The 23,717-nt window shown below is 52.8% G+C and carries 25 protein-coding genes and 1 pseudogene; 16 read left to right on the top strand and 10 right to left on the bottom strand.

From position 1 onward, the window contains the following. Window positions 1–95: 95 nt before the first annotated feature. Together ACGYLY_RS24555 and ACGYLY_RS24560 are read right to left on the bottom strand one after the other, a co-directional pair. Entirely contained in the window at window positions 96–1,547 is a 1,452-nt protein-coding gene (locus tag ACGYLY_RS24555) for an RNA-guided endonuclease TnpB family protein (protein ID WP_395285374.1), read from the bottom strand. Between the two features lie 81 nt (window positions 1,548–1,628). Next, window positions 1,629–1,877, bottom strand: a complete 249-nt coding sequence (locus ACGYLY_RS24560) for a hypothetical protein (RefSeq protein WP_395285375.1) — start codon at window positions 1,875–1,877, stop codon at window positions 1,629–1,631. A 958-nt stretch (window positions 1,878–2,835) separates the two neighbouring features. Here ACGYLY_RS24560 and ACGYLY_RS24565 point away from each other — a divergent pair. The 4 genes from ACGYLY_RS24565 (at window position 2,836) to ACGYLY_RS24580 (ending at window position 5,248) form a co-directional block, all read left to right on the top strand. After that, a complete protein-coding gene (locus ACGYLY_RS24565; RefSeq protein ID WP_395285376.1) occupies window positions 2,836–3,135 on the top strand; it encodes an AbrB/MazE/SpoVT family DNA-binding domain-containing protein in 300 nt (99 codons plus the stop codon). Next, on the top strand, window positions 3,132–3,569 hold the full coding sequence (locus ACGYLY_RS24570; RefSeq protein WP_395285377.1) for a type II toxin-antitoxin system VapC family toxin: 438 nt from the start codon (window positions 3,132–3,134) through the stop codon (window positions 3,567–3,569). The genes ACGYLY_RS24565 and ACGYLY_RS24570 overlap by 4 nt, the downstream gene beginning before the upstream one ends. A gap of 32 nt (window positions 3,570–3,601) precedes the next feature. After that, window positions 3,602–3,730: a hypothetical protein gene (locus ACGYLY_RS24575; protein ID WP_395285378.1), complete on the top strand. Its 129-nt coding sequence runs from the start codon at window positions 3,602–3,604 to the stop codon at window positions 3,728–3,730. Between the two features lie 126 nt (window positions 3,731–3,856). Continuing rightward, window positions 3,857–5,248 (top strand): ATP-binding protein, encoded by a 1,392-nt coding sequence (locus ACGYLY_RS24580; RefSeq protein WP_395285422.1) that lies wholly within the window; start codon window positions 3,857–3,859, stop codon window positions 5,246–5,248. 385 nt (window positions 5,249–5,633) lie between these two features. Here the strand turns inward: ACGYLY_RS24580 and ACGYLY_RS24585 are convergent, their stop codons facing one another. Continuing rightward, the gene (locus ACGYLY_RS24585; protein ID WP_395285379.1) at window positions 5,634–6,110 is read right to left on the bottom strand and encodes a hypothetical protein; all 477 of its coding nucleotides are present in this window, start codon (window positions 6,108–6,110) and stop codon (window positions 5,634–5,636) included. 3 nt (window positions 6,111–6,113) lie between these two features. Continuing rightward, window positions 6,114–6,710 carry a winged helix-turn-helix domain-containing protein gene (locus ACGYLY_RS24590; RefSeq protein WP_395285380.1) on the bottom strand — a complete coding sequence of 199 codons (597 nt, stop codon included), beginning with the start codon at window positions 6,708–6,710 and terminating at the stop codon, window positions 6,114–6,116. 301 nt (window positions 6,711–7,011) lie between these two features. Here ACGYLY_RS24590 and ACGYLY_RS24595 point away from each other — a divergent pair, with 301 nt between their 5' ends. From ACGYLY_RS24595 to ACGYLY_RS24610, 4 genes are all read left to right on the top strand, one after another. Then, window positions 7,012–7,956 carry a VOC family protein gene (locus ACGYLY_RS24595; RefSeq protein ID WP_395285381.1) on the top strand — a complete coding sequence of 315 codons (945 nt, stop codon included), beginning with the start codon at window positions 7,012–7,014 and terminating at the stop codon, window positions 7,954–7,956. A 20-nt stretch (window positions 7,957–7,976) separates the two neighbouring features. Further along, window positions 7,977–8,522 carry a YdeI/OmpD-associated family protein gene (locus tag ACGYLY_RS24600; protein WP_395285382.1) on the top strand — a complete coding sequence of 182 codons (546 nt, stop codon included), beginning with the start codon at window positions 7,977–7,979 and terminating at the stop codon, window positions 8,520–8,522. 396 nt (window positions 8,523–8,918) lie between these two features. Beyond that, a complete protein-coding gene (locus ACGYLY_RS24605; RefSeq protein ID WP_395285383.1) occupies window positions 8,919–9,446 on the top strand; it encodes an ArsR family transcriptional regulator in 528 nt (175 codons plus the stop codon). 3 nt (window positions 9,447–9,449) lie between these two features. After that, on the top strand, window positions 9,450–9,878 hold the full coding sequence (locus tag ACGYLY_RS24610; RefSeq protein ID WP_395285384.1) for a hypothetical protein: 429 nt from the start codon (window positions 9,450–9,452) through the stop codon (window positions 9,876–9,878). 947 nt (window positions 9,879–10,825) lie between these two features. Here the strand turns inward: ACGYLY_RS24610 and ACGYLY_RS24615 are convergent. Further along, complete coding sequence (locus ACGYLY_RS24615; RefSeq protein WP_395285385.1) at window positions 10,826–11,443, bottom strand: hypothetical protein; 618 nt, start codon at window positions 11,441–11,443, stop codon at window positions 10,826–10,828. 101 nt (window positions 11,444–11,544) lie between these two features. Here ACGYLY_RS24615 and ACGYLY_RS24620 point away from each other — a divergent pair, with 101 nt between their 5' ends. From ACGYLY_RS24620 to ACGYLY_RS24640, 5 genes and pseudogenes are all read left to right on the top strand, one after another. Next, window positions 11,545–11,967 (top strand): helix-turn-helix domain-containing protein, encoded by a 423-nt coding sequence (locus ACGYLY_RS24620; RefSeq protein WP_395285386.1) that lies wholly within the window; start codon window positions 11,545–11,547, stop codon window positions 11,965–11,967. A 173-nt stretch (window positions 11,968–12,140) separates the two neighbouring features. Further along, entirely contained in the window at window positions 12,141–12,869 is a 729-nt protein-coding gene (locus ACGYLY_RS24625) for an aldo/keto reductase (RefSeq protein ID WP_395285423.1), read from the top strand. Window positions 12,870–14,084: 1,215 nt separating this feature from the next. Further along, entirely contained in the window at window positions 14,085–14,765 is a 681-nt protein-coding gene (locus ACGYLY_RS24630) for a hypothetical protein (protein ID WP_395285387.1), read from the top strand. Window positions 14,766–15,334: 569 nt separating this feature from the next. Further along, window positions 15,335–16,168 (top strand): type IV toxin-antitoxin system AbiEi family antitoxin, encoded by an 834-nt coding sequence (locus ACGYLY_RS24635; RefSeq protein ID WP_395285388.1) that lies wholly within the window; start codon window positions 15,335–15,337, stop codon window positions 16,166–16,168. After that, window positions 16,165–16,961 (top strand): annotated as a pseudogene (locus ACGYLY_RS24640) (nucleotidyl transferase AbiEii/AbiGii toxin family protein). Before ACGYLY_RS24635 ends, ACGYLY_RS24640 begins: the two are co-directional and overlap by 4 nt. Window positions 16,962–17,330: 369 nt before the next feature. On the opposite strand, the gene ACGYLY_RS24645 reads toward ACGYLY_RS24640, so the two are convergent. Then, window positions 17,331–18,302, bottom strand: coding sequence for a hypothetical protein (locus ACGYLY_RS24645; RefSeq protein WP_395285389.1), 972 nt, complete (start codon window positions 18,300–18,302; stop codon window positions 17,331–17,333). 378 nt (window positions 18,303–18,680) lie between these two features. Between ACGYLY_RS24645 and ACGYLY_RS24650 the strand changes: the two genes are divergently transcribed. After that, window positions 18,681–19,208: a helix-turn-helix domain-containing protein gene (locus ACGYLY_RS24650; protein ID WP_395285390.1), complete on the top strand. Its 528-nt coding sequence runs from the start codon at window positions 18,681–18,683 to the stop codon at window positions 19,206–19,208. 858 nt (window positions 19,209–20,066) lie between these two features. Here the strand turns inward: ACGYLY_RS24650 and ACGYLY_RS24655 are convergent. The 4 genes from ACGYLY_RS24655 to ACGYLY_RS24670 form a co-directional block, all read right to left on the bottom strand. Beyond that, window positions 20,067–20,966 (bottom strand): hypothetical protein, encoded by a 900-nt coding sequence (locus tag ACGYLY_RS24655; RefSeq protein WP_395285391.1) that lies wholly within the window; start codon window positions 20,964–20,966, stop codon window positions 20,067–20,069. Further along, window positions 20,959–21,321 (bottom strand): hypothetical protein, encoded by a 363-nt coding sequence (locus ACGYLY_RS24660; protein ID WP_395285392.1) that lies wholly within the window; start codon window positions 21,319–21,321, stop codon window positions 20,959–20,961. Before ACGYLY_RS24660 ends, ACGYLY_RS24655 begins: the two co-directional genes overlap by 8 nt. Further along, window positions 21,318–21,650, bottom strand: coding sequence for a hypothetical protein (locus tag ACGYLY_RS24665; protein ID WP_395285393.1), 333 nt, complete (start codon window positions 21,648–21,650; stop codon window positions 21,318–21,320). Before ACGYLY_RS24665 ends, ACGYLY_RS24660 begins: the two co-directional genes overlap by 4 nt. A 139-nt stretch (window positions 21,651–21,789) precedes the next feature. Then, window positions 21,790–22,017, bottom strand: coding sequence for a hypothetical protein (locus ACGYLY_RS24670; protein WP_395285394.1), 228 nt, complete (start codon window positions 22,015–22,017; stop codon window positions 21,790–21,792). Window positions 22,018–22,319: 302 nt separating this feature from the next. Here ACGYLY_RS24670 and ACGYLY_RS24675 point away from each other — a divergent pair, with 302 nt between their 5' ends. Together ACGYLY_RS24675 and ACGYLY_RS24680 are read left to right on the top strand one after the other, a co-directional pair. Next, window positions 22,320–22,598, top strand: coding sequence for an ArsR family transcriptional regulator (locus ACGYLY_RS24675; RefSeq protein ID WP_395285395.1), 279 nt, complete (start codon window positions 22,320–22,322; stop codon window positions 22,596–22,598). Between the two features lie 433 nt (window positions 22,599–23,031). Continuing rightward, window positions 23,032–23,709, top strand: coding sequence for an IS6 family transposase (locus ACGYLY_RS24680; protein WP_395284633.1), 678 nt, complete (start codon window positions 23,032–23,034; stop codon window positions 23,707–23,709). Window positions 23,710–23,717: the final 8 nt, after the last annotated feature.

A 23,717-nucleotide genomic window follows, 5' to 3' on the forward strand; every position in this document is an offset into this window, starting at 1 on the left:
GGTATCTTCGAAGTCGTCGAAACCCGCTCCAGGCTGGCGAAACTTCTTTCGGCTATTTTGACATCTTCCACACGACTAAAGTCGTGGGATTCCTCTTAAGGCGACACAGCCAGTCGTCGCCCGGAGGATCTTTCTGGTTCGCTCACGCCTCGTTGGTGTAGCGACCCAAGTGTTCGCACCGTCTCGCTGACGATTGCTCTCCACTCGTGGTCATTCCACTGGAGGTATGAGACACGATACGTGTCTTCGTCCCGTGCGCGTCCTGCGTCACGGGGAACGGGCCGTGCCATCGACCCTCGTTCATCCACACTATTCGGTTCAAACCACCCAGACACGTCCACATCCTCGTTCCCTGCGAGAATCAACGACGCACCAACAATATCCGAATGTGCTTCTAACCCACACTCATTGCACGAAACCTCATCTCCACACCGAGAGACGTTTTTAGACATACAATGTGGGCATGTCGAACTCGTGTCGTATTCCGGAACGTCTTCCAGTTCCAACCCTGCCACTTCGAATGTTTCGTCTAACCGGTCGGTGAGTTGCCCGTGCGACCAGAAATTATGCGTCTTCTGATTCACAGTCGCTGACCAGTGCGTCGACAGTACGTCCGACACATCCCCGACATACACCCTATCAACGCCTTGTGAAAGAAGCCATTGAGCAGCGTGTTTCACAGCGGCGTCACGGTGATGATCACGTCGATCATACAACTCTTCGAATTTGCGTCGGATTCGCTCACTCGAATACACTCTTTCGGGAAGAAGTGATTGCAACTCAGAGATTTCGTTGTATCCGTGCTGGAACTCTCTGAACTGCGGGCGAGCATGAAACACGAGCGAATCACCGTCACTCGTCACAACGGAAAGAGTGTTGTTTGCACCGACGTCGATAGCGGCGCTGAGAGAATCTTTGTTGTCCGTGTTCTCGGGTGAGTGTGATTGTGAAAAATCAGCCTGCCGGACTACTTCGAGGTAGTCTGGCTGTACAGTGACAGGCTGGTTGACACGGAAACACTGGGATTCTTCATCAAACGCTATATCGAGTCGGCACGATTTCCCTTTCCATCGTGGTTTTCCTCGGAGTTCAAGTTCGACGAGGTAGCCTCGACCGGGAATGTCGTACTTGTCGTTGAGGGCTTTCCCGACAGGGATTTTGATTGTAGATCGGTCGGCGTTCCAGTCGATTTTGTACAAGTCGCCACGCACTACCGATTTCAAGTCGTAGCCGTCTCGTCGGTTGCCCCAGTAGCCGGGTGGACTCGGATTCTCATTCGGTTTCTCTCGAAGTTCGTCGAATGATTTCCATGCTTCAGCGTTTTTGCGCACGAGTTGTTGACACGCGGCTTTGCTGATAACTGGGGCGTAGTCGTCGTACAAATCAGTGTACGTTGCTTTCTTCCAACTTCCGGTGTTGAAGAAGGACTGACGACGTTTGTAGTTGAGTTGGTTGTGGAACGCACAACTTGCGGCGAGCCATTCACACAAACACTCTTTTTGCCACTTTTCAGTGGTGTGAGCTGTGAGTGAGTTGGTTCGCCGCATACGAAATTATACTCAGTGAGCTATCTTAATAGTACGGATATTTTGCGTGTATGCGAGCGTGCTGCTTTGAGAACGTGGGTGTCACAGGCCGGGCATTAGAGTGTGGTTCGCGTGGATCGTTGTCGGATTCATCCCACGACTAAAGTCATGGGCTTTCTCCTCGCACTTCTGTAATCGGTCCGCAATGTCGGCTGGGACGTATCTCCGGTAGTCGTTTCTTCGGTGGTTGTCTCTGTCGAGTTCGCAGTATCGGATGTGTTCAAGGTCGTTGATGGTGTTGTCGATGGGGATGTGGTATCGGTGGTCGTCCTCGAAAAATTCTGTGAGCATCCAGCGAGGATTCCGGCAACCGTGGCGCTGGAAAGTTGGAGGAAACGACGGCGCGTTGGAGGGGGAGTATTTGTCACGTAGTCTTTTTATCTCTTTCTATAGTATAAATATTTTCACTATAATTTCATTCACGGATACACTTTAGACTAGGTTTCACTCATTTCTTCTATGTGATGACAGCTCACGAACATACTAAGAGCAGCCATATACTCACTCTGGAGAACACTTCCTGCCGAGACGACTGTCGGTGAGCGCTGTCGGAATTGACACCAGTATGAACGCAGAAACACTAACCACGACCGAAGCAGGTACATCACGACGCGTCCGTCAAATTTTATGCGATTGTAATCAGCCCTCCCGATGTGCACGGACCCAGCCACGAGGGTCCGGATGGTTCCATTCGATGCGAATACTCTTTTCTTCGATTTTTGTGGTGGCATCAATGGCTGGGTTGGCGAGATGTCCACTGATGTATGCCACCCCTGGAACACACTCTGCTAGCTCTTCCATTTCGCGGTAGCTATCCGTCTTGTGTCTCTTCGCTCCGCTTTCGCGTTGCTATCGACCCGGCGAGGACCCCACAAACCACCAGTACATCGGCTCTATCGACTATGTGACCGACAAACTGATACTAGTATGTACCCACATCATGGCCACCGCAACGCCTGCTAGATACACACATGGCTACCGTCGAAACCGCGACTGACTGAAAAACGCTCAACGTCTACCTCGGAGGACGAAGAGGATGAACTAGAAGACAGTGACTGTGACGGTCTCGGTGACTTCCCATGCTGGCCGTGCGTGCGAACAGGCCGAACGGAACTGCCGAACTAACCATAGTTTCAGTTCTTTTCGATCAACTAAGCATGTAGTACCGAAAGAGAGTATGTGAATAATATTGTATTACTCCTAATTCGTATTACAAAGGTTCAAGTATTTCGATGACTACCTATTACAAATGAGCGACGCTGAAGACGGGACCACGGTCACTGTTACGAGCAAGGGACAGGCGACGATTCCGAAACAATACCGTGACAAGCTCCACATCGACACACCAGGACGAGTCCGATTCGTCGAAAATGAAGAGGGAGAAGTCGTGATTCAACCAGTAAAACGTCCATCTGAGATTCGAGGCGCACTTGCACCGTCTGAAGCCGACGAAGGTGAGCAGTCGGCCTCTGAATTGCTCCGAGAAGAACGAGAGCAAGACAAACGGAAGCAAGAGAAAAAGCATGGGTTGTCGGAGACCAATGAATGAAGGTGCTATTTGACGCCGAACCACTCATCGCGTTTGCGTTCGATGAGCCTGGAGCAGACGAAGTTGAAGACTATCTTGATCGGGTGTACGATGGTGAAATCGACGGATACGTCACGACCGTCAACCTCACAGAATTTCGCTACATAGCGGCTCGTCTGAGTTCACCAAAGAGAGCGGACGCCCATATCGAGGACCTCAAAGCAATGGGTGTCGCCGAATACAAGATTGATGGACTGTGGGAACTCGCATCGGAACTCAAAGCTGTGTATAGCCCGTCGATTGGGGATGCCTACGCCGTTGCTGCCGCCAAAGAGAGCGACAATACTGAGGGAAGCGTACGGCTCCTCGTTGGTGCTGACGACGACTACGATGTATTCGAGGCGGATAAGGAATTTGCACACCTAATTGCACGCTTCCGAGACAAACCAGCTTGAATTATTGGCACCGGAATCCCTTCTGTAAGCACATGGCCGCTGTCGATAACGCAACCGAAGAGGGAATATTCGACGCCTTCCCGTCGGAGAGCAAACGCGATGGCGAACTAGAGGACTGTGACTGTGATGGCCTCGATGCTTTCTGTGCTGGGAGTGCGTGAGAATCGGGCGGAAAGAACTGCCAAGCTAAGAACTACACCTCGGAAGCGAATTATGATACTTTGAAGTACGATACTTCAGAGTATGATTACGGGAAGTATTATAAACTACAAAAGAGTATGGCTACTATGGTTGAATTCGTCAACCGAACGGAGGAACTATCGCGTCTCCATGAGCTCTACGACTCGGAGGACGCCAAACTCGCGGTTATCTTTGGTCGACGACGCCTCGGTAAAACAGCGCTCATCAGACAGTCGCTCGAACAGTACGATGATTCCGTCATCTATCAGGCCAAACAGAAGACGAGCTCGTTACAGCTCCAGCAGTTCATCGAGACAGCGTCAAAGACCTTCCCTGGTGTGGCGCGAATCCGCGAAGACTGGGAGGAAGTCCTCGGATATCTCGCTGAACAGGATGCAATCATCGTCCTCGACGAGTTTCCGTACCTCGTCGAACAGGAGCAAAGCCTTCCGTCCGTGTTACAAGCGATGTTTGACCACGAGCTCGACAATTCGGCTTCGACCATCGTGCTCGTCGGCTCGTCGATCAATATGATGGAAGAAGCAGCCCTCCTCGGAAACAGTCCCTTGTACGGACGCTCATCACTGAAACTCGATATCAGACAACTGCCGTTCGCCGCCGCGATGCAGTTCTTCGACGACGCGTACACTCCTTCCGAGAAAATCTTTACGTGGGGCGTTTTCGGTGGCGTTCCGTATTATCTAGAAGAAGTTTCGCCGGATGCAACGCTTGCAGAGAACATACAACGAACGATCCTCTCTCGACATGGAACGCTCCATGATGAACCTGACTACGTACTGCGTATGGAACTTACCGAGCCAACCCGGTACTTCTCCATCATCGAGGCTATAGCTGGTGGGAGTACAGGTCGAAACGAGATCGCAGGGACGACCGGTATCGACTACAACCAGCTCTCGAAGTATCTCAACCGACTCTCGAGGCTCCGGTTAGTCAATCAACACGTACCGATCACGGAGCAGAAAGAACGGACCAAACGCAGCCGGTACCGCATCCGCGATCCGTTCTTCCGCTTCTGGTTTCATTTCGTGTACGGTACTGGAGATCGATACGACGATCTCGGCGAGGACGCCTACGATGTATTGATCGAACCGACACTAGCTGATTTCGTGAGCCGGTCGTTTGAAAATCTGTGTTGTTCTGCGCTCCGAACTCTGTACTCAGAGTATACCATTACAGATACTGGTCAGTGGTGGTACGACGACCACGAGATCGACGTCGTCGGCTTGACGGCAGGAGAGACACTAATCGTTGGCGAGTGCAAATTCCAGCGGTCTCCGCTCGGATACAACGCATTCTCGAAACTCCAGCGTCATGTCGAGGAGCTCCGATGGGCACCCGACGATGGAAGTGAGCGAGTTGAGGAGTATGCTCTCTTCTCGCGGAGTGGATTCAAGCACTCCATCGAAGAGGTTGCCGAAGAGCGGGACGATCTTCGCCTGTTCACAGTGGAAGACGTCGTCGAATCAGTAGATACGTGACACGTCTTTGCGGATACGTTCGTCGTTCATCCGCTACGTCCGTATTACCAGTACACTGTCTCCATCGACCACGTGACCGACAAACTGATGGCCTGCACGTGCCCGCATCATGTCCACCGCAACGCATTCTGTAAACACCAGGCCACCGTCGAGCACACAACCGACGGCGGAACACTCGAGGCATTCCTCAAAGGACGAAGGAGATGCCGAACCAGCAGAGTGCAATTGTGATAGCCTCAATGGTTTCTCGTGCTAGCCATCCGTTCGTACGGGACATAAGGGACAGAAAGAACTACCGAACTAACCACTACTTCCGCTCTTTTTTCTCTACCGCATCAACTTCTGATTTCGAATCTCATCGACCAGCGAACGCTCATGGAGACTACTACGGTGGGTTTTGAGTGGTATTGAGCTCGACAAAACTCTCAGTATCGTAACCCCGACGCCACAGTTTCAACACGGCTCGTGTCACAAGCCGTGGTTCCTCAACTTCAATGCATGACTGAATGGCCGTTTGTGAGTCTGCTTTCGGTGGTTCGTGGAAATGCTTTTCCGGAGAGTGATTATTCGGATGGCGATCGAATCGCCAGTTAACATCGGCGTCATCCACGTAGTGAAATCGGTATGCACCGGATGCGTACCACGTTATGTCGAATCGACACCACGTAGCGTCTCCAATTTCATCAGCGAACGTGACACGGAGTTCTTTCGGAGAGAGAACATTATCGAACACCGCGCCCTCAACGAGGGGTTCTTCCTGAAGAACAATATCTCGTATCATCTGCATCTCAGCCGCATCAGGCGGCCCGATAGCACCAGTTAGTTCGTCAGAAGAGATTCCTGCAGATGAATCGTCTACCATCTCTCAGACGAGTGTTCCCGAATCGGTTCCATGGGCGAACGCTCCACGAGATCCATTACTCCCCGTTACCTCGGTGCGATCACCACTATCGGGAGTGAAATCATAGAGTGCAAGTGCCGCCTGTGCAACGTGAAGGTTCTTTTCGAGTGCTCGCCATTCAGAAACGGCTGCCCACTCGTCAGTCTCTGCGGACTCTATTTGGAGTGCAAGATCATCTGGAGTCGTTGCACTATATTCGTCTTGATACGCCAGTACCTGCTCTCGCAGGTCTTGAATACCATTTGCAAGCTCTTCCCGTGTGAGTTGGGTATGCAACTCGCTAATGCGTTGCATCGCGACGGTCTGTCGCGAGCGTTTGTATCGCTCTCCGCGTCCTGTACTCTCCGTCTGGGCGATACCGGCCTCTGCGAGGATTTGAAGATGTTTTCGAGCAGTTGGTTCGCTAACGCGGGCGCGTTCAGCGAGTTCTTTGGCGTACTGTGGACTAGTCGTCGAGAGAAGTACCTCACGGACGCGTTCGAATGGTGTCGTCTCCGCTTTCCATTCCTCAATGACCGTTTTATTGACGTCTCCTTCCCACAGGGGATCTGAATCGGGCATTACACTCCTCTAAGAGACACAGACAAATATAGATTTTCCCAAGAACTCATATTTTCTTCAGTTGGTTATAACCGAGATGCCATCACAGTGTTTCTCGAAATCGCTCAGAAACGCGCACATTTCCCGTGCTGGCCGTGCGTGAGGATGGGACGAAAGGAACTGCCGAACTAATCACCGTTTCTGACCTTTTATATATCTGACTTTAGGGGAATGGAGATACGGGTAGTACTGGTTCACTTTCACTGCACTTGGCGCATTTATATGATGCTTGCTAGCGTGTCTCTACTGGAGAGGTATAGGCATGACATCAGATCCTGAAACAGAAAATACGGTCGAATCCAGGCAAAAAATCACGCCAAACCTCTGGTTCGATGACCAGGCAGTGGAAGCCGCGGAGTTTTACACTTCCGTGTTTGAAAACGCGGAGATCAAGGGCACAACCCAGTACCCGGATGCCGGACAGGAGATAACTGGCAGGGAAGCCGGCAGTGTGATGACGGTTACCTTCAAGGTCGAGGGGTTCATGTTTATCGCGCTCAACGGCGGGCCGGAGTTCAGCTTCAACCCGTCGATATCGTTTTTCGTGAGTCGAGAGACAAAAGAGGAGATAGATGAGTTATGGGCACGGCTTGCTGATGGTGGGGAAGTGCTCATCCAGCTTGATGAACACCCCTTCAGCGACTATTACGGCTGGGTGCAGGATCGATATGGTGTCACGTGGCAGCTCATCCTCCCCAGCAACGAAGGTGACTGGCGACCGGATCTAGTGCCATCCCTCATGTTTACACAGGATAACGTCAACAAAGCCGAGGAAGCCATCGATTTTTACACCAGTGTCTTCGCTGATACCGAACTGGGCCACCTAGAACGGTATCCAGAAGATACCGGTCCAGCCAAAAAAGGGGCGCTTGCCTTCGGAGATTTCAAAGCTGAGGGTGTTTGGCTGGCTGTTATGGATACCGGCGTTGAACAGGACTTCGCGTTCAACGAAGCTATCTCTCTCATCGTCAACTGTGAAACCCAGGATGAGGTCGACGAACTCTGGGATGCACTCAGCGCGGTACCGGAGGCCGAGCAGTGTGGCTGGCTGAAGGACAAATACGGTGTCTCGTGGCAGATCACGCCGACGATGCTGAACGAGTTGCCAGACGACGACCCAGAGGCCAATGCGCGCATGATGGAGGCACTGCTGGAGATGAAGAAGCTCGACATTACAGAATTGCAAACGGCATATAATGGAAACTAAGCTGCTCTAACCAAAGAACAATGTCAAAATCAAAAATCCGCTTTACCGCTCAACTGGTTACAATCGGCTCACGGATAGTCCTCAGGCTACCTGAGCACGCGAGTGAAAAGCTCCCATCACGCGGCATGGTGATGGGCCGCGGAACCATCAACGGGTTCCACTTTCAGACCCCGCTTGAACCGGACGGTGAAGGAAGCCACTGGTTCGAGGTCGACAAATCAATACGTGAAAACGCAGGAGTAGACGCCGGCGACACTCTAACACTGGAGATTGAGCCGGTTAGTGAATGGCCGGAACCCACGGTGCCAGCGGACTTGAAAAATGCTCTTGCAGACAATCCAGAGGCACAGACTCTCTGGAACGATATCACAACGAAAGCACGCTGGGAATATATCCGCTGGATCCGCTCGGCTAAAAAGTCTGAGACGCGCGAGCGGCGGATCGAGACAGCCTGTTCGAAACTGGAGGATGGTCAGCGCAGACCATGTTGTTTTGACAGCAGCTCCTGCACTGTACCCGATATATCGAAGAGTGGGGTGCTGATTCAGTCGATGGAAAATCGCTGACGTGGGACGCCTATGACTCGCACGGCTGGGAGCAATTCAGTTCGACGGTGCGCCACGAATTGATCCACGCTTAGTAGTACCATGAGTTCGGCGATGCGGATCACGGCACAACATTCACCCACTGGACAGACGATCTCGATACCTCACAATACTGCGACCGGTTCACTACACCCGAGTGATGGCTGGTATGCGAGGACTGCGGCGGTCGGATTCCGCGGTATCGGCGCTCGAAGACGGTTCGCAACCCGGAGCAGTACAGGTGCTCCAAGTGCGGCGGTGCAATTCGCGTTGAGAAGGGCGACGGTCAGTAACATCGCGAAAATCGATACCCGCATTCGCTACTCAATATTTTAAGCGCAGGCAAGATATATGCTGTAGGAGTACAAAGAATAAGATATGACTCCAGACGACACCCCATCCACGCCGCCAAGTCTCGCCGAGGAATGGAAAGAGGCGTGGGAAAACGAATCTACACGAGATCGGGTGTATACCACTGCCCTGCAGCTGTATAAGCCAACACGAGTTGCCGAGATTGCCGAAAGAGCCAATGTCTCGAAGGAAACTGCTCGGGACTATCTGCAGTGGTTCACGGAAATCGGGATGCTAACGCAAACCAACGAGGCTCCGGATGAATTCGTCCGTGACGAGGATTACTTCCAATGGAGACGGATTCATCGGCTGCGTGGACTCCCGATGGAGGAACTTGAACAGCGATTGAAAACAGAGATCGAAAAAGAGCGGCGCTACCGCGACAAATACGATGCCGAAGGGCCCGATGACGTGGATGCACTCGATCATGTAGATTATGCTGATGTCGAAGATGTCTGGTCGGAGTTACAAGAGTGGAAAACCGTTCGACGGCGAATAGAAGAACTCGAACAGGCACGACAGAATCACGACAACACCACACAAGCGTCCGCCTAATTGATGAGTGACGATACCGAGAAAACACTCGATGAGACACTGTTACGTCACATTGCTCGTCGATTGGGTACGCTCTCACTCGTTGAATCTGTCTCTGTCTTTCCGCATGAGCGTCCGGAATCAGTCGTAGCGTGGTTTGATCGCCAGTACTTTCCTGGCACAATTCAACAAGTTGTATTCGAGATCCGTGTCTACACGAATGGTGATTTCAATTTGACCTATCGGGAGGACCGAGGCGGCACTGCGTGGATGTGTCGGTGGGATCGACACGACAATCCGCATAATTCCCGAGACCATTTCCATCTACCACCGAAAGCACGTACCGAAGATGCTGTTGACCGAGACTTTCCGACCGACTTTGTCGCCGTCATAGATTCCATTCTCGAGCGCGTGGACGACCGAATTGGTGAAGTCTGGAACGACCACGAGTGAGGGGTTCTCCAGTAGATCAATTTCTTCAATATCCATGCCCATGGAATCGTTGAAGTCATCAACGAGAACTAAGCAAACCCCGTAAGCCACCAGTACACCGTCTCCATCGACGAGTTCGATTGTCCGGAACCCGGAGCAGTACTGCTGTAATGCGTGCGGTGGGCCACTCCGCGTCGAGGAGGCCGACGGCCACTAACCAACTCTCGTTTATGCAGTTCTCGCGGCAGGGAATAGATACGAGGAAGATTTCGCAGGCTGCAGATTGCTGCTTGGGTCCTTGCTATCGCTTTTGTGTTAGAGATCGTGCGTTGGTTAGTAGTTCATACTAACAAACCGTAGCTATCCTGACGACGAGTACCCCTCAACAGAAAGCAGACGAGGGCATCACTCGAAAACGTACTGTGTCATCGTTTTGACCGCGGGGTCTTGGAACGTGACCTCGACACAGGTGACCGATCAGTCGAGAAGGAGTCTATGAATGTCGAGATGCAAAAGTGCGCTTTTTGATTCGTGCTGGCATTGGATTCTTTGGCTGAGCGGCCATTGATCAGTTAATGAAAGCGGAGAGAGTCCTTTTCTTCTATCCATAATCATCATCTAGATGTTCTCTTTGCCGTCCTCGACTGGATTGGTGAGCGAGTGCAAAACCACCACGATACATAATCAATCCGACTGTATTTCTGGACCCTCGAAAGCCCCGCGCGCTCGCCGGCTGTGCTTCGCTACTTCTCACTCCGTTGCGGTGCTTGGCTGGCAAGAGCAGCGTTCTCGCTGCTTCCCACTCTCACGTTCGTTTGCTCGTGAGAACATTGGCTCGCTAGTTGAGTGCCCGCCTCTTTTTATTCCCACCCAGTTTGGGTTTGGATGCTCTCTCCAGTGCTTGATTGGCGACCACACAACTGGGTGGGACGAGCTGAGCCTACACTATCTCTTGGCTAGCTCTCTGTTCATTCGAGAAATTCTAAATCGCCGAATCGCTCGCGGTTCATGATCGTACTGACGAATAATCGAATCCTATCAGTGAGTTCTTCTTCCGTCTCGTAGATTTCGACGCGTAAATCCCATCGTGTACGTGCCGACCGAATCATCTCGCTGGTTACGTTCGCTTCATGAATAAAGACGATTCTATCACCGTGACTCCCTGCGAGATTCTCCAAGACGCTGCCCGCTTCTTCACCGACTCCAAAGTTGTGTCCGAGAAACGGGACAACAAACACCGTTGCATTGGCACACCGTGAATACTCGATACTTTGTGTCACCGCGTCGATCTCATCTGTGTCGATATCGAGATCGACTGCCAAGAATACGTTCACGCCTAGAGTTGTCCGAAGCGCTCCTTGCACTCGACGTAAGAGTGCTTCCGCCTCGTCGACTGTGTCTTTGTTCTGGAACAACCGGCGAAACGGTCCAGGGAGTTCTGCAACATCCACCCGTTTGAGTTCGTCATCACTCAGAACGTAGTTTAAATTGAATGATTTGTATGGCCCCATTAGATACAGAAGGAATCGGTCGTATTTGACCGTTCCAAGGCGGCTGGCAATGGTGTCCCGCTTAATTTCCGCCATTACACTTGAACCGAATCATGCATCTATTATAAAGATGCGTGTTTTCAGTAGATGTCGGCTTGACAAGGACTAAGACATGGCCTCTCGTAGTCTACACCAAGATGGCAACAAAAAACACGCGCGCTGGCGAGGATGCACCCGAAGATCCTGCCGACCTTCTTCCAGAGACAAGCGTGCTTTCTCTCGACGAGTACCTCGCAATGCAGGCTGCGATCGGCGAGCGAACTCGGTTCGAGATTGTCTATCGACTCGTCCATAGCGGCGAAATGTCTCCCACACACCTTGACGAGGTAATGGATATCGACGACAGTACACTCCACTACCACCTCAACAAGCTCCGGGATGTTGGGCTCATAGAAAAGCGTATTCGGACTGAACGGGACAGTCGCGGTCTCAATACCTATTACAGGGCAACCGCCCTCGGTGAGGTCATTCTCGAACATGGTGTTGAGGAACTTCTCCGCCGTGAATGGGACTTCAATGAGGCCTACGATAGTAGTACAGACGACGAAGAGTCTACCTGAGTAGATAGCTCACTCATACCTCTCTTGGTCTTGTTTGATGTCGCCCGAACACACGTGTCGCTACACGTCGTAACTAGGCTATAGCACCGACGACAGAGATCGTGACTATCAACGATGCAACCATTCCCGTACTCGGCCTTGGAACTGCCCCGATGACTGGCCGAGAGTGACGTCTGGCTGTCGAGCAGGCCCTAGAGTTAGGGTACCGCCACGTGGACACCGCACAGATGTACAACGAAGACGCGGTCGGAGCAGGTATTACCGCTGCTGCTGTCGACCGGGAGGATGTCTTCGTAACGACGAAACTCAACCGCGGGAACGTAGCGTCCGAGAAGGTGGTGTCCTCAGTCGAGGCAAGTCTCGACCGACTCAACCCGACGTATGTCGACCTGCTGTTGATCCACGCGCCAAATAATCGTGTACACATTACAGACACGATCGGAGCGATGAACGATTTACAAGACCGTGGTTACGTGCATCATATTGGGGTGAGCAACTTTTCGATCGATCAGACGCGAGCCGCGATGGAGGCATCACGGACGCCAATCGTCACGAACCAGGTGCAATACAATCCGTACCATCGCCGGGACAGCCTGCTTACGTTCTGCATCCAGCACAACGTGAGTCTCACAGCGTATACGCCAATGGCAAAGGGCCGCGTTGCAACCGACGAAACGCTCATCACGATCGGCGAATGGTATAGCAAGACCGGCGCACAGGTCGCGTTGCGGTGGTTACTTCAGCCGTCGAATGTTATCGCGATCCCAAAACCCTCCCGGAGCGAACATAGGCGGGAAAATCTCAACGTCTTTGACTTCGAACTCACCGACGACGAGATGGAGGCGGTCTTTGCGGTCACCGGAGGGGTGATCGATCGTCTCCGAGAGGTGTTCCGATGGTGATGGTCTCAGTTGTAAGTCCGTCGTCTACGAACGCGGGGAACTATCGTCGGATTCGACGCACAGGTAGTCTTATAGTGATTTAGTCTGTTTCACAGCAATTGCACGTCGATCGATAAAGTGGGATTATACTACTTTTCGACTCTCGTAGGAGAGAGAAGAGACGGTCGCAGGCTACAAGACGACTTGTGGGGCACTAGTAAGGGGTATTGGATTGTCGATACCTCCGAAAGCCCCCGCACGCTCGCCGGCTGTGCCTCGCTGCTTCTCACTGCGTTGCGGAGCTTGGTTGGCGAGAGCGGAGCTCTCGCTGCTTCCCACTCTCACGCTCGTTCGCTCGCGGGAACGTCGTCTCGCTCGTCGATCGCACGGCCCCTTTCAATCCCCACCCGGAGTGGATGCTCTAGATTTGGGGCTCGTTGTTTAACTGGTGGTTCTCTCCGGCACGCCCCGCTCGCCGCTTGCCGCCGTCCGGTGAGCACAGCTCACCGACGTCTCGTTCGCTTTGCTCACGAGACCTCCGCGTCGCTCGCGACTGACCATTCCGGGCTGCGCCGAGCAAGCTCGGCGTTCCGGGCTAAAGTGAATCTGGTCTCGACGCCAGCATTAAGCGCGTTTTCGGTTGCGCCCCTCGCGGGCCGGACACGAGAAACGGCTTAAAGCTGGCCGCTTGCTCCGGGCGGGTCGGCGCGCGGTGCTGGTCATGTTCCTTCGAAAACGCGCGCTCGCTTCGCGCCCAGGGGCGCTCGCGAAGGCGCAAGCGAGCGCGCGTAGGTGATGGTCGAGTTGTGATAGAGTTGGAACTCACGTGAGGGTGAGTGTCGGAAAAGACGCGGTGAGGCGCGCCTTCAGGAGCTTAGAACTCCAATGAGTACTAGCAACAGCTTCGGTAAAGAAGGTTCGTATCGACAATCGAATAACCAGACGAGCGGGTGCCCGGAATGTGGGCGGCGGGTAATCACAGCGGGAATCGAGACGGTCTGTGAGGCGTGTGGCCTGGTCGTTAGAGTAGATGAAATAAACCAAACAGTGTCACCGAGCGTGCACGGGCCAGTGCGTCGAAGCGGTCCCCAGGAATGGGCGATTGAGCCAACAACGGTATTCAGAGTAAATCACGGACTCGGGTCGCGATTCAGTCTCGGACGGGATGGCAATGGACGGCCACTTTCGGTCGAACAAAAACGGCGATTCGGACGACTACGTCGGTTGGACAGGCGCATGGACGCTCGAGATCGGCGGTTGAACGAGAGCTTGCGGGATGTCCAGAGCATCGGTGAGAACGTTGGATTGCCGAGGTATGTTTGTGAGGATGCGTGTCTGCTGATGCGACAGGCGGCCGAGCGACGACTGCCGGGTGGTCGGATGGCCTGGGAATCACTGGCGGCTGGGGCAGTGTTGTTGGCGGCGCGAAGAGCAGAGCTGTCACGAGAGACTGGCGTGGTCGTGGAGTACGCGAAATCGACATACGAACGAGCGTGTGCAGCAGCACGGAAAATTCGGATCGAGTGTGAACTGGTCGAGACGTTTCCCCCAGTGCAGGTGCGGGCACTGGATGTGGTGTTGGCCGCGTTAGACGACAGGCTAGATGCGCAAGCTGTGCTCACGTTTGCTCGACTGGGACAGCAGTTGTTGGCGGTGGCCGATACAAAGCCAGTTGGGCCAGGAACGTCGCGGGTGGCCGTTGCGGGCGCGGCCGTGTATGCGGCAGACCGGTTGACGGACGGAAAGTCAGTAACTCAGGCAGATGTGGCCACCGCGGTGAGTCAGGTGTGTCCGACGTCGAAAAGTGTCGTCGCAGGCTATTCTCGAGAATTGTACGATGCCTACGAAGAGAGGCACGGTCGGGCAGAACGACAGGGAGTCCTCGAAACGGAGCGTGCAGTGGGGAGAATCGAATAGCGCGACGGGCGAGGTTTTCTTTTTTTGAGACCAGCCACCCACGCCCACCTCCCCACCCACCGCTCCCGGCCTTCGGCCGGTAGCCACGACCGAGGAGGGAACGTCGAGGCCAGATACCTTGTTTGAGAGTTACGGTTTGAGGTAGTTGTATTGTACTTGTGTCTTCCTGCGGATAAAATCCCGCAGTCCACTACTATGTCTTCTTTATTCACCACGTGACGCACGAACTGATACTGTAACCCACCGAGCGGAAACCGGCCCCAATACGAATGTCGAGACAATATATGAGATATTTCATGTCATCCAACGGAATGCAATGGAGTAAGAACGTAGCAACTGCAAATCTAATGAGAATCCATCCCGTCATCCACAAGCTATGGAAGAATGCATCATCGTCTTCCCCCGCAACCGGTTCTCTGGCCGCAGCCAGGATCTCAAAGTATTTAATTCCCGTTCATATTTAGAATCTATGTAAGCTGAGCGGCCCCTACAACGACTTTCGTCAAGCTAACTCTCAACAAATACCTTTATTCATGGTTGGATTTAGACTCTATGTACACTGAGCGGCTATGGGGCCAACAAACAACGAAGAAACTCGACGAAAGAGCTTGTCGACGCGTGAGTCGCAGGCACTATCACGGCTCGCAAGTGAAAGCCGGCAAGTAATCACCATCAGCGATATCGTAGAAGTCCTCGACATCTCTCGGAAGTCGGCGAAAGACATGGCGTATGCGCTCAAGGAGAAAGGCTGGCTGGAGCGGATCGTGCACGGAAAGTATCTCATCCTGCCACTCTCTGCGGGCGAGAACGCCGTCTATACCGAACACGAGTTCGTGATCGCGTCCGCACTTGTGGAGCCGATGTACATCGGATACTGGAGCGCGCTGAATCATCACGGACTTACGGAGCAGATGTCCCGGACGGTGTACATCGTAACGACAGAGCGCGCCCAAGAGCATGAAATCCACGGGGTAACGTACCGACCGGTATCGGTCACTGAACAGAAGTTCTTTGGCTATCAACCGACTGCGGTTGGGTCGAACCAAGTGAATATTTCGAGTATCGAAAAGACGCTGGTCGATTGCTCTGACCACCCGGAGTTCTGTGGCGGTATCGGTGAACTTGCGAAGGCTATGCAGAACGCTGTCGAAACGCGATGTTCGTGGGAACGAGTCGTTGAATATCTTCGACGTATTGGGAATGGTGCCGCAATGAAACGAATCGTCTATCTCGCCGACCAGTTGGACATCAACCTTCCAGAGTACTGGGACCTCGTCGAAAACTTCACGACTGGATACCCACTACTCGATCCGACGAGAGAAGCCAAGGGTACACACGATAGCAAGTACCAACTTCGCCTAAACGTCGGCCCCGAATCCTTCCTTCCGGGTGAATTTTCATGATTTCCGAAGCTCAACTACGACGGCTCGCCAGAGAACTGGATGTTCGCCTCGGCTACGCAGAGAAGAACTACGTCAATTCCTGGATTCTGTGGACGATCTACACAAGCCCCTACGGCGGCAACCTGCTGTTCAAAGGTGGAACTGCTCTCAGCAAGTTGTACTTCCCAGAAACGTGGCGCTATTCGGAAGATCTTGATTTTGGTGTCAAAGGAGAGTACGATGGAAGCAAAACAGAGTTGCAAGGCGCATTGGAGGACACGGCTAGAACCTCGGGTATCGACTTCGAAGTGACCAAACACCGCGAACTGCAGAAGGAGGAGTATCCAACACACTACGTCGATATCGATATCCAGTACAATGCTGTTCTCGGTCAGAAGAACACGACGAGTTTAGACGTCATGATCGACGAATATGTTGCGTTCGCTTCGATAGACCATCTCCATAGCTACAAGGATATCCCCGAATTTGGTTGACTGCGTACAGTCTTGAGGAGATCTTCGCAGAGAAGTTGCGAGCGCTCTATCAGCGGTCAAAAGCTCGTGACTACTACGACCTCTATCGGATGCTTACGGAGGCGGACGTTGAAGACTCGGTTATTTTACCAGCATTTACGCGGAAGTGTGCGCACGACGGTTTGGACATCGACCTCCAAGAGGGCCTTCCAAGGGAGAAACGGGATGAAATCCATGATGGCTGGGAGAAAACGCTCCCCGATCTGGTTGCAGACCTCCCCGAGTTCGGGCAAGTCTATGACGTACTCGAAGAGTACATCGATTCGCTAGTAGATGAATAGAAACTCTATTTTGTCCAGTTCGAAGGGTTCGAGATACGTTCCTAGTTCTTGTTCCTTCTCACCATTCTCTCTCCTGTTAGTCCTGATACCGGTCACTCCAATCCATAGTTCCAGTCCAAGGCGGACAATTGTACCCGTTGTATGTCAAGAATGTCAATCAAAGATTGTTTAGAGTGAGAGTGTATTTTAGTTAGTAGCACATACTAACAACTATATATATCTTGATAACAAATCAGTCGCTTTCGGAAATGCATGAAACTTCGATTAACGTACCGCTGCCCCAGAGTTTCCATATCTAGAGTGGATCTATTATATGAAACTCCTGCGGATCACTATCTAACGGCTTTCATCACCGACCGTTCCATGTCCCTACTTCCGTGTACGCCAGTTACCCCTCAATGCCACGTTACACACCCCACCGTCGAGGCGTGCGATGGTGCAGTGATCTACTCGATAGCGATTGGTGGGGGCAGTCGCTACCGAACTATAAGAGGAAAGGTGAACAACGGCGCGTTCTGGGAGGATCGGTGTGAAAGTCATATCTGGTGTGGTCTTCAGTTGGACGTCGGCGAGATCGATGACGATTTTTGTCACCCAGTTACCATCGGTGTCGGTGAGATAGGCGCACGGCTCAACCAGTGTGGAAAGCGTCCAGCTGGCCCGTGCATCGAAGGGAGTAATGGCACCAAGTGACCCACCAAAGTGACGGACGATCGTCGACAGCGTCTTTCGGTGCTCAAATGGTTCGCCCGATGCGTACATCTTGATACGGATGTCTTTGGCCTGTGCAGGGGTGTGTGTCCGATCATGGGTGAACTGGACGAGGACCGTGACTGTATTGACAGAAAAGACCAGCGAGACGTTTTCCGGAACGTCTGATTCGTACTTTGCTTGTTGGGTGCGATCGGCTGTACTACGGAGTGCGGTTGCAAAGTTAGCGAATCCCCAGCCGTACCACTGTTGATCCCAGTCCGCGATACTGAACGACGCTACTTTGTGATCGACACCCCCATACTGACTGACGGTCATGAGTTCTTCGAGGAAGGCAGTTACGGTCATCGTCGCCCCCCCAGAGTCGCCGAAGGTCACCAATTGTCGACCATATTGGGCTACAAAGCGATGAAACAGTGTGGCTCTCTTTCGATTCTGTGCAGTCATATAATAGACGTGGTCGAGAGTGCCATCGGCGCTGTCGATTGCACGTCGTGCGGGGATAGCAGTATGGTCGAGACCAGTTTCCAAGACCTCGCGATATGCCGCATCGATATCACCATCATACCGTGCTCTGGCGATGGCTTCGATAGTGAGTTGCTGTTCGGGGTCCGTATCGTACGGCAGCATATCTAGTGCTTGCAGTCGGGATATTAGAGCCTATCTTCAGATGATGGCTATGTGAGAATATCTATAGTGGAGAGAGTGGATTTCGTTGAACTGTGTCGTTCGAAAGACAGAGTCTCTTGCGATTACGCAAATCGAAGATTTTCGGATGACGACGGCAGGTATCGAAGCCATGGCCCCCGGCCGCCACCCATCTGACCACCCGAGACTATCAGACCGATGGTCGCGTGGGAATGTCTGACTAATTCACGGAAAGCATGGGGGCCACATCCGAAACGGTTGACCAAAGAACCTTTTTGCAACTGTTAGTACATCATACCAACAGCATGACGGCAGATGGTCGTTAATAGATATATTGCGTTCTAGCTCGTATTTCTTCGCATGAGCGATTCAAACGAACGGGGACCACCTGAAACAGATTTTGCTACCGAATTCGCCGACCGACTAGAGGACGCCCCTGCAGACGAGCAAGTCTACAGAATCGCCCTCGAACTCTCCGACCCAACCCGTGTCACCGAGATTGCTGACCGCGCGGATTGCTCTGCGAATGCTGCTCGTCGGCATCTCAAACGCCTTGCCGAGATTGGTCTCTTGACACGCGTGACAGAGAATCCAGCAACGTTCAAACGGAACGAAGCATACTTCGAGTGGCGGCGGTTGAACCGGTTAGCAGAGTTGAGCGAACAGGAATACAAATCCCGGCTTGGAGCATTGCTCGCCGAAAATGAAACGTACAAGGAGACCTATGATGTCGAGAACCCCGATGACATCGATCCCTTAGACTACTCGGAGTACGGGGATCCAGAACAGGTCTGGTTAGACATTACCAATTGGGAGGCAGTCAGACAGGAGATCCACGATCTCCGCCGTGTCAACCGTGATAGCACGGTTGGTGAAGGGGTCGTCTGAGTGTGGTCAACGGGAAGCGAAAGCGGACACTAAATCGTGCTTTGTTGCGGGAAATCGCATCAGTTCTCGGATCAGAGAAGTGGGTCGAGACGATTTCCGTGTTTCCATAGAATCGGCCGGATTCGATCGTCATCTCGCTTCATGACAAGCACTACCCAGAGGAGTATGTGAGAGAGGCGTATATCGAGGTCCAATCCTATATCAACGGTGATTTCCACATCACCTACCTTGAAGATCATTTTGGCGAGGAGTGGCTCTGTCGCTGGGATCGCCACGAGAGTGAGGAATATTCGATGGATCATTTCCATAGCCCACCGGAAGCAACCCATGACGACGGGGTGAATCGAGAGTATCCACCGGGGTTACCATCCGTGTTCACACGGGTTGTCGTCCCGTGGGTCTATGACCGGATGGGGAAAATTTGGGTCGAATATGAGTGATCAATACGATTAGCGGGTTCAGCGAGCGCGAACGAGCGGCCATCGAAGTGCCTGCTGGTTCCTCGCGAGGAGATGAAAGACGTCGTCTTTCAGAAGTCCCACCCAGTATGGGAATTTGAATTCCGATAGCGTACTCGCTTTGCCACGAACACGAGGATTTCAGCCACGCTGATGGTGAACGGACGACGATCTTCTCAAAGCGGCCGAATCGCTTCCGACCACAAACGCGGTGGCCGGTACCCGCTCTCCTCTTCCCGCTGGTTTTGAGCCGATAGACGCCGATACAACTGTCGTACTCACGAGTAGCCATACGGCGTCAGCCCCGAACTGTATCAATTCGGGACGTCCATAACCGCGTTCGTGTGAGTGGTCGTGGAAGTGTTGTTACCCACTTGGGTGCGATTTCGTCCTGGCCACGCTACTCTCCGGCAGCCTCGTCTGTGGCCGGGCTGTCGTTCGTGTTGTTCGAGATTTCACCAGGAAGCTCGACGTCAGTTTTCAAGACAAGACGCGTCTCTCGATACCGCAATCCATCCTTGGATCGCTCGCGTTTGGTCATCCCAAGCCGATGCTTCGAGAGTTCGCACATCGCATCCATGGTTCGACGAGCGAGTTCTTGTGAATATTTCTTGCTTACGCCGGATTCTTTCAGTCGAATCCACTGGGCGAGATCCGAGGCATCGAGATAGGCCCGAATCTCACCACTGCCCTTCGACCACAACGAATAGCGGCTTGCATCGTCGCGTTCGCGCCACGCCTTGCCTGCCAGTTCGTCGGGCTTGCGATTCGTGACGGAGGCGAGCATGTCGTCATCATAGCGGGCAAATCGCTGGATCGGCAGGAGATCTGCCGTCGAATGGGCCACTGCACCACCGCGACCGAGCACATCCTCTTCACCAGGGAGCCGGAAGTAGGTGTTACTGTCGTCTTTTGTGATGCGTTCGAGCTTGTTTCCTTCGACGAAAATACGGTCAGCGTCAACGTTATGTGCGAGTAGGTGAGCACCTTTCTCGAACTCGCGGGCTTGCAATTCGTCGATGCGTTCGTCACTGGCCTCCGTTTTGCGGATGATCGCCTCTCGATGGGCGTTTGCTTCAGTCGTCGTGGTTTCTAGCTCGTCAATGCGGTGTGCAAGTTCCTCGATTCGGGTGGTGTTTTGCTCGGCAGTCACACGAAGATCAGCGATTCGCTCGTCTTTCTCGGCGACTTCTGCTTCGAGGTCGTGAATGCGGTCGGCAAGCATCTCGATCTGTTCGGCAAGGTTATTGACAGACTGTTCGTCCCTCGTGCCAACAGCGGGCGTACTGGCATCACACATCGGCATACACCTCCACTGGACCTGCGGTGTGTTCGGGTGTGAGGAAGGGTGGACAATTGGTACTGGTTGTGGAGGTGTCAATACAATCTGGGTTCTCGTGGGTCGTATGAATATCCTCGATGACGGTCATTGGCGGATCGGCGTTGGATTCGGACGTGCAGGCGTAGTGGTATGTGGTGCGCTGTGTCGTGGTAATCAGTGATGCCAGGAGAATAACCGAAGATGAGTGATGTGGAATCGCCTCGACGAGGTGCGTCGGTGAGTAATTCGAGGAGAAGACACAGTCATCGGATGAGCGGTACGTGCGTAGCTCTGTGTGCTCTGGATCAGCCGGAGGTAGTGTCTCGGTCCTCATGCCTGCTCACCATCCGTTGGGTTGTCGATGTCCTGGACGTTGGCGTTCGTTCGAAGCCAAGCGTATCGTCCAGTCGGTGTCTGACCGTATCGATCGAGGTTTGTTTGGGTGTGGTCGTATTCCTCGTAGTAGCAATACTGTACTCTGTAGCGGTCGTTTGTGGGTGTCACAACGTACAGAACATGCTCGCCGGGTTCGGGGCCACGACAGGTGAGAACGGGGTCGTAGTGATCGCATTGGTAGACGACACCTATGAGCGTGTGCATACCAGTGTGAATCTGGATTGGATCCCCGCGTTTGAACGCGAGGACGGCGTGTTGGTCGATCATTGGCCGTCCTCCCGTGTGACAGGGGTGTGCTGGTAGGGTGAGCGGAGATGGTCGAGTAATTCGGTGAGGGTTTGAGATGGGTAGTTGGTGTTGGACCAGAAGCGTCTGTGGTCGTCTACAGTGACCCGCTCGGACTGGCTCATCGGTCGGTCACCTCTGGTTTCGCTGGCGCACCGCGATGGAGTACGTTGCCGTGACAGCCGCTTCGAACGACGGTCTCCACATCGATTTTGCCATCAGGAAAGCAGATCTTGCACGGTTTGTAGAACGCGAGCAAGCCGTCGCTGAGCGGTGTGGTTCGCCACGTGGAGTCTTTGTGCGTTGTGACCCAGCAATCCGGGCGTGGTGTGGGGTGCGAGTCACTCATTGGATCTCACCGTCAATGAGGGAGTTGGTTTGTAGACGGTACGGTAGTCGGACGAGACATTTTTGTCCCGTGTGCGTGTATAGGGGCATGCGGTTCTCCGAACGACCGCACGACGGGCGCGTGGTGCAACACGTGTCCGTTCTAAGTTTTGGCGTAGACAGACCCACCGCACAGTCGTTACTTTATCTATGACCTTGATCCCCAATAAAGGTTGTCACACTGTTGTGCCAAATTGGCCCCATTTTGTGACATCAGTTCTATGAATCGGTGAGTGTAATAATGAGGAGAATTGAGGAGGTTTCATGAGAAACCGGGCATCATGGATGAATAAAGCGACCGACCCGGTACTTGAGATACTTGCTGATACTGACTACGCTCTCCCATCGGGAGTCATCTACTATAATCTCTCATATAAGGAGCAAATAGATGTTTCTCGGCGCACAGTCTTGCGCGCGTTGGATCCATTGAAAGAACATGGACTAGTGAAAATTGCTACTGGAACAGAGACATATTATGAGATTACTGACAAAGGGAGGAAATATCTCAATGGAAAACTGAGTACTGAAGACTTAGAATTATAGATATCTTATATATCTGTTACAATAGGCAACAAACCATCGAGAAGGTGTGAAATTACGAATAGAAACCACTTGCAAACATAGAGTTCCGGAAACGATATCAACGCGGCGACTTCGGGTATTTTACAATTTTTATCAATGATACAAGTGGTGGATTATGATCGAGAATCTGCGTCAGTGATTTTTAGACAGCTCATGTACGGTGACCGGGCACGTCGTTTTGCCTCGCAGCGAGTGATTTGAATGTAATCCTCGATGGGTGTTCCACCAGAGCCACCGCAAATAGGCGATCCATTTTCGTATTCATGATAGGAATACGAATTCCCAGATTTGTTTCGTTTCGGAACAATCAATACTTTTTCATCATCAGGACGATGGCACTGTCTAGTTAAGCCAGCTTGAGGAATGAGCAGGTTGTTGAGTAACTTGCCTAGAGATGCTCGCAAACCTGCTCGAAGAAGGCTTAGACGCGGATTTAGAAGAAACTTGGGAGAACGAACGGACGGCGACGCCCGTCAGGGCGTTCGCCGTCCGTCTCCATGCGACTGGTTGTTCACTCAGGGAGACAAAAGCAATTTTAGCACTGTTCGACGTTAAACGGTCACATCAAGCGATTTTTCAGTGGGTACATCGGCTGGCTGACAGCGTCTCCGACCCGCCGTCGGCGACGCCGACGCGGGTCGCGGTGGACGAAACCGCTGTCAAAATTAACGGTGAATGGTCTTGGGTGTACGCTGCAATAGACACCGAAACAAAGCTGCTGCTTGGTATCGAAGTGTTTGATCGGCATGGCACTGATTCGGCGGCTGCGTTTCTGTCTGGATTGGCCGAGAAACACGATCTCTCGGGCACCGTGTTTCTCGTTGATGGCTACGGGTATCGGACTGCCCTCTTTCGAATTGGGTTGAGCGGTCGGCTCGACTACACGGAGCGAAACCTGATCGAAAAGTGGTTTCACACGCTCAAACAGCGCGTCGACCGCTTCCATACGTCGTGGGTGGGCAGTCGGCCAAGCGTCCAGCAGTGGCTTGAACAGTTTGTGCATTACTATAACCATCAGCGACCGCATCAATCGCTCAACAACCGAACGCCTGTCGAGGAGGAGCTAAACTAGACAGTGCC

This window comes from Haladaptatus sp. CMAA 1909 (genome assembly GCF_043952005.1).
Taxonomy (GTDB): domain Archaea; phylum Halobacteriota; class Halobacteria; order Halobacteriales; family Haladaptataceae; genus Haladaptatus.

Excerpts from the sequence above, each read along its gene's own strand:
- ACGYLY_RS24665 (WP_395285393.1), bottom strand. The coding sequence starts at position 21,650 with ATGATCGACCAACACGCCGTCCTCGCGTTCAAACGCGGGGATCCAATC.
- ACGYLY_RS24635 (WP_395285388.1), top strand. The coding sequence starts at position 15,335 with ATGGGGCCAACAAACAACGAAGAAACTCGACGAAAGAGCTTGTCGACG.
- ACGYLY_RS24595 (WP_395285381.1), top strand. The coding sequence starts at position 7,012 with ATGACATCAGATCCTGAAACAGAAAATACGGTCGAATCCAGGCAAAAA.
- ACGYLY_RS24605 (WP_395285383.1), top strand. The coding sequence starts at position 8,919 with ATGACTCCAGACGACACCCCATCCACGCCGCCAAGTCTCGCCGAGGAA.
- ACGYLY_RS24650 (WP_395285390.1), top strand. The coding sequence starts at position 18,681 with ATGAGCGATTCAAACGAACGGGGACCACCTGAAACAGATTTTGCTACC.
- ACGYLY_RS24590 (WP_395285380.1), bottom strand. The coding sequence starts at position 6,710 with ATGCCCGATTCAGATCCCCTGTGGGAAGGAGACGTCAATAAAACGGTC.
- ACGYLY_RS24660 (WP_395285392.1), bottom strand. The coding sequence starts at position 21,321 with ATGAGGACCGAGACACTACCTCCGGCTGATCCAGAGCACACAGAGCTA.
- ACGYLY_RS24655 (WP_395285391.1), bottom strand. The coding sequence starts at position 20,966 with ATGTGTGATGCCAGTACGCCCGCTGTTGGCACGAGGGACGAACAGTCT.
- ACGYLY_RS24675 (WP_395285395.1), top strand. The coding sequence starts at position 22,320 with ATGAGAAACCGGGCATCATGGATGAATAAAGCGACCGACCCGGTACTT.
- ACGYLY_RS24585 (WP_395285379.1), bottom strand. The coding sequence starts at position 6,110 with ATGGTAGACGATTCATCTGCAGGAATCTCTTCTGACGAACTAACTGGT.
- ACGYLY_RS24575 (WP_395285378.1), top strand. The coding sequence starts at position 3,602 with ATGGCCGCTGTCGATAACGCAACCGAAGAGGGAATATTCGACGCCTTC.
- ACGYLY_RS24600 (WP_395285382.1), top strand. The coding sequence starts at position 7,977 with ATGTCAAAATCAAAAATCCGCTTTACCGCTCAACTGGTTACAATCGGC.
- ACGYLY_RS24555 (WP_395285374.1), bottom strand. The coding sequence starts at position 1,547 with ATGCGGCGAACCAACTCACTCACAGCTCACACCACTGAAAAGTGGCAA.
- ACGYLY_RS24615 (WP_395285385.1), bottom strand. The coding sequence starts at position 11,443 with ATGGCGGAAATTAAGCGGGACACCATTGCCAGCCGCCTTGGAACGGTC.
- ACGYLY_RS24680 (WP_395284633.1), top strand. The coding sequence starts at position 23,032 with ATGCTCGCAAACCTGCTCGAAGAAGGCTTAGACGCGGATTTAGAAGAA.
- ACGYLY_RS24630 (WP_395285387.1), top strand. The coding sequence starts at position 14,085 with ATGGACGCTCGAGATCGGCGGTTGAACGAGAGCTTGCGGGATGTCCAG.
- ACGYLY_RS24610 (WP_395285384.1), top strand. The coding sequence starts at position 9,450 with ATGAGTGACGATACCGAGAAAACACTCGATGAGACACTGTTACGTCAC.
- ACGYLY_RS24580 (WP_395285422.1), top strand. The coding sequence starts at position 3,857 with ATGGTTGAATTCGTCAACCGAACGGAGGAACTATCGCGTCTCCATGAG.
- ACGYLY_RS24645 (WP_395285389.1), bottom strand. The coding sequence starts at position 18,302 with ATGCTGCCGTACGATACGGACCCCGAACAGCAACTCACTATCGAAGCC.
- ACGYLY_RS24620 (WP_395285386.1), top strand. The coding sequence starts at position 11,545 with ATGGCAACAAAAAACACGCGCGCTGGCGAGGATGCACCCGAAGATCCT.
- ACGYLY_RS24565 (WP_395285376.1), top strand. The coding sequence starts at position 2,836 with ATGAGCGACGCTGAAGACGGGACCACGGTCACTGTTACGAGCAAGGGA.
- ACGYLY_RS24560 (WP_395285375.1), bottom strand. The coding sequence starts at position 1,877 with ATGCTCACAGAATTTTTCGAGGACGACCACCGATACCACATCCCCATC.
- ACGYLY_RS24570 (WP_395285377.1), top strand. The coding sequence starts at position 3,132 with ATGAAGGTGCTATTTGACGCCGAACCACTCATCGCGTTTGCGTTCGAT.
- ACGYLY_RS24670 (WP_395285394.1), bottom strand. The coding sequence starts at position 22,017 with ATGAGTGACTCGCACCCCACACCACGCCCGGATTGCTGGGTCACAACG.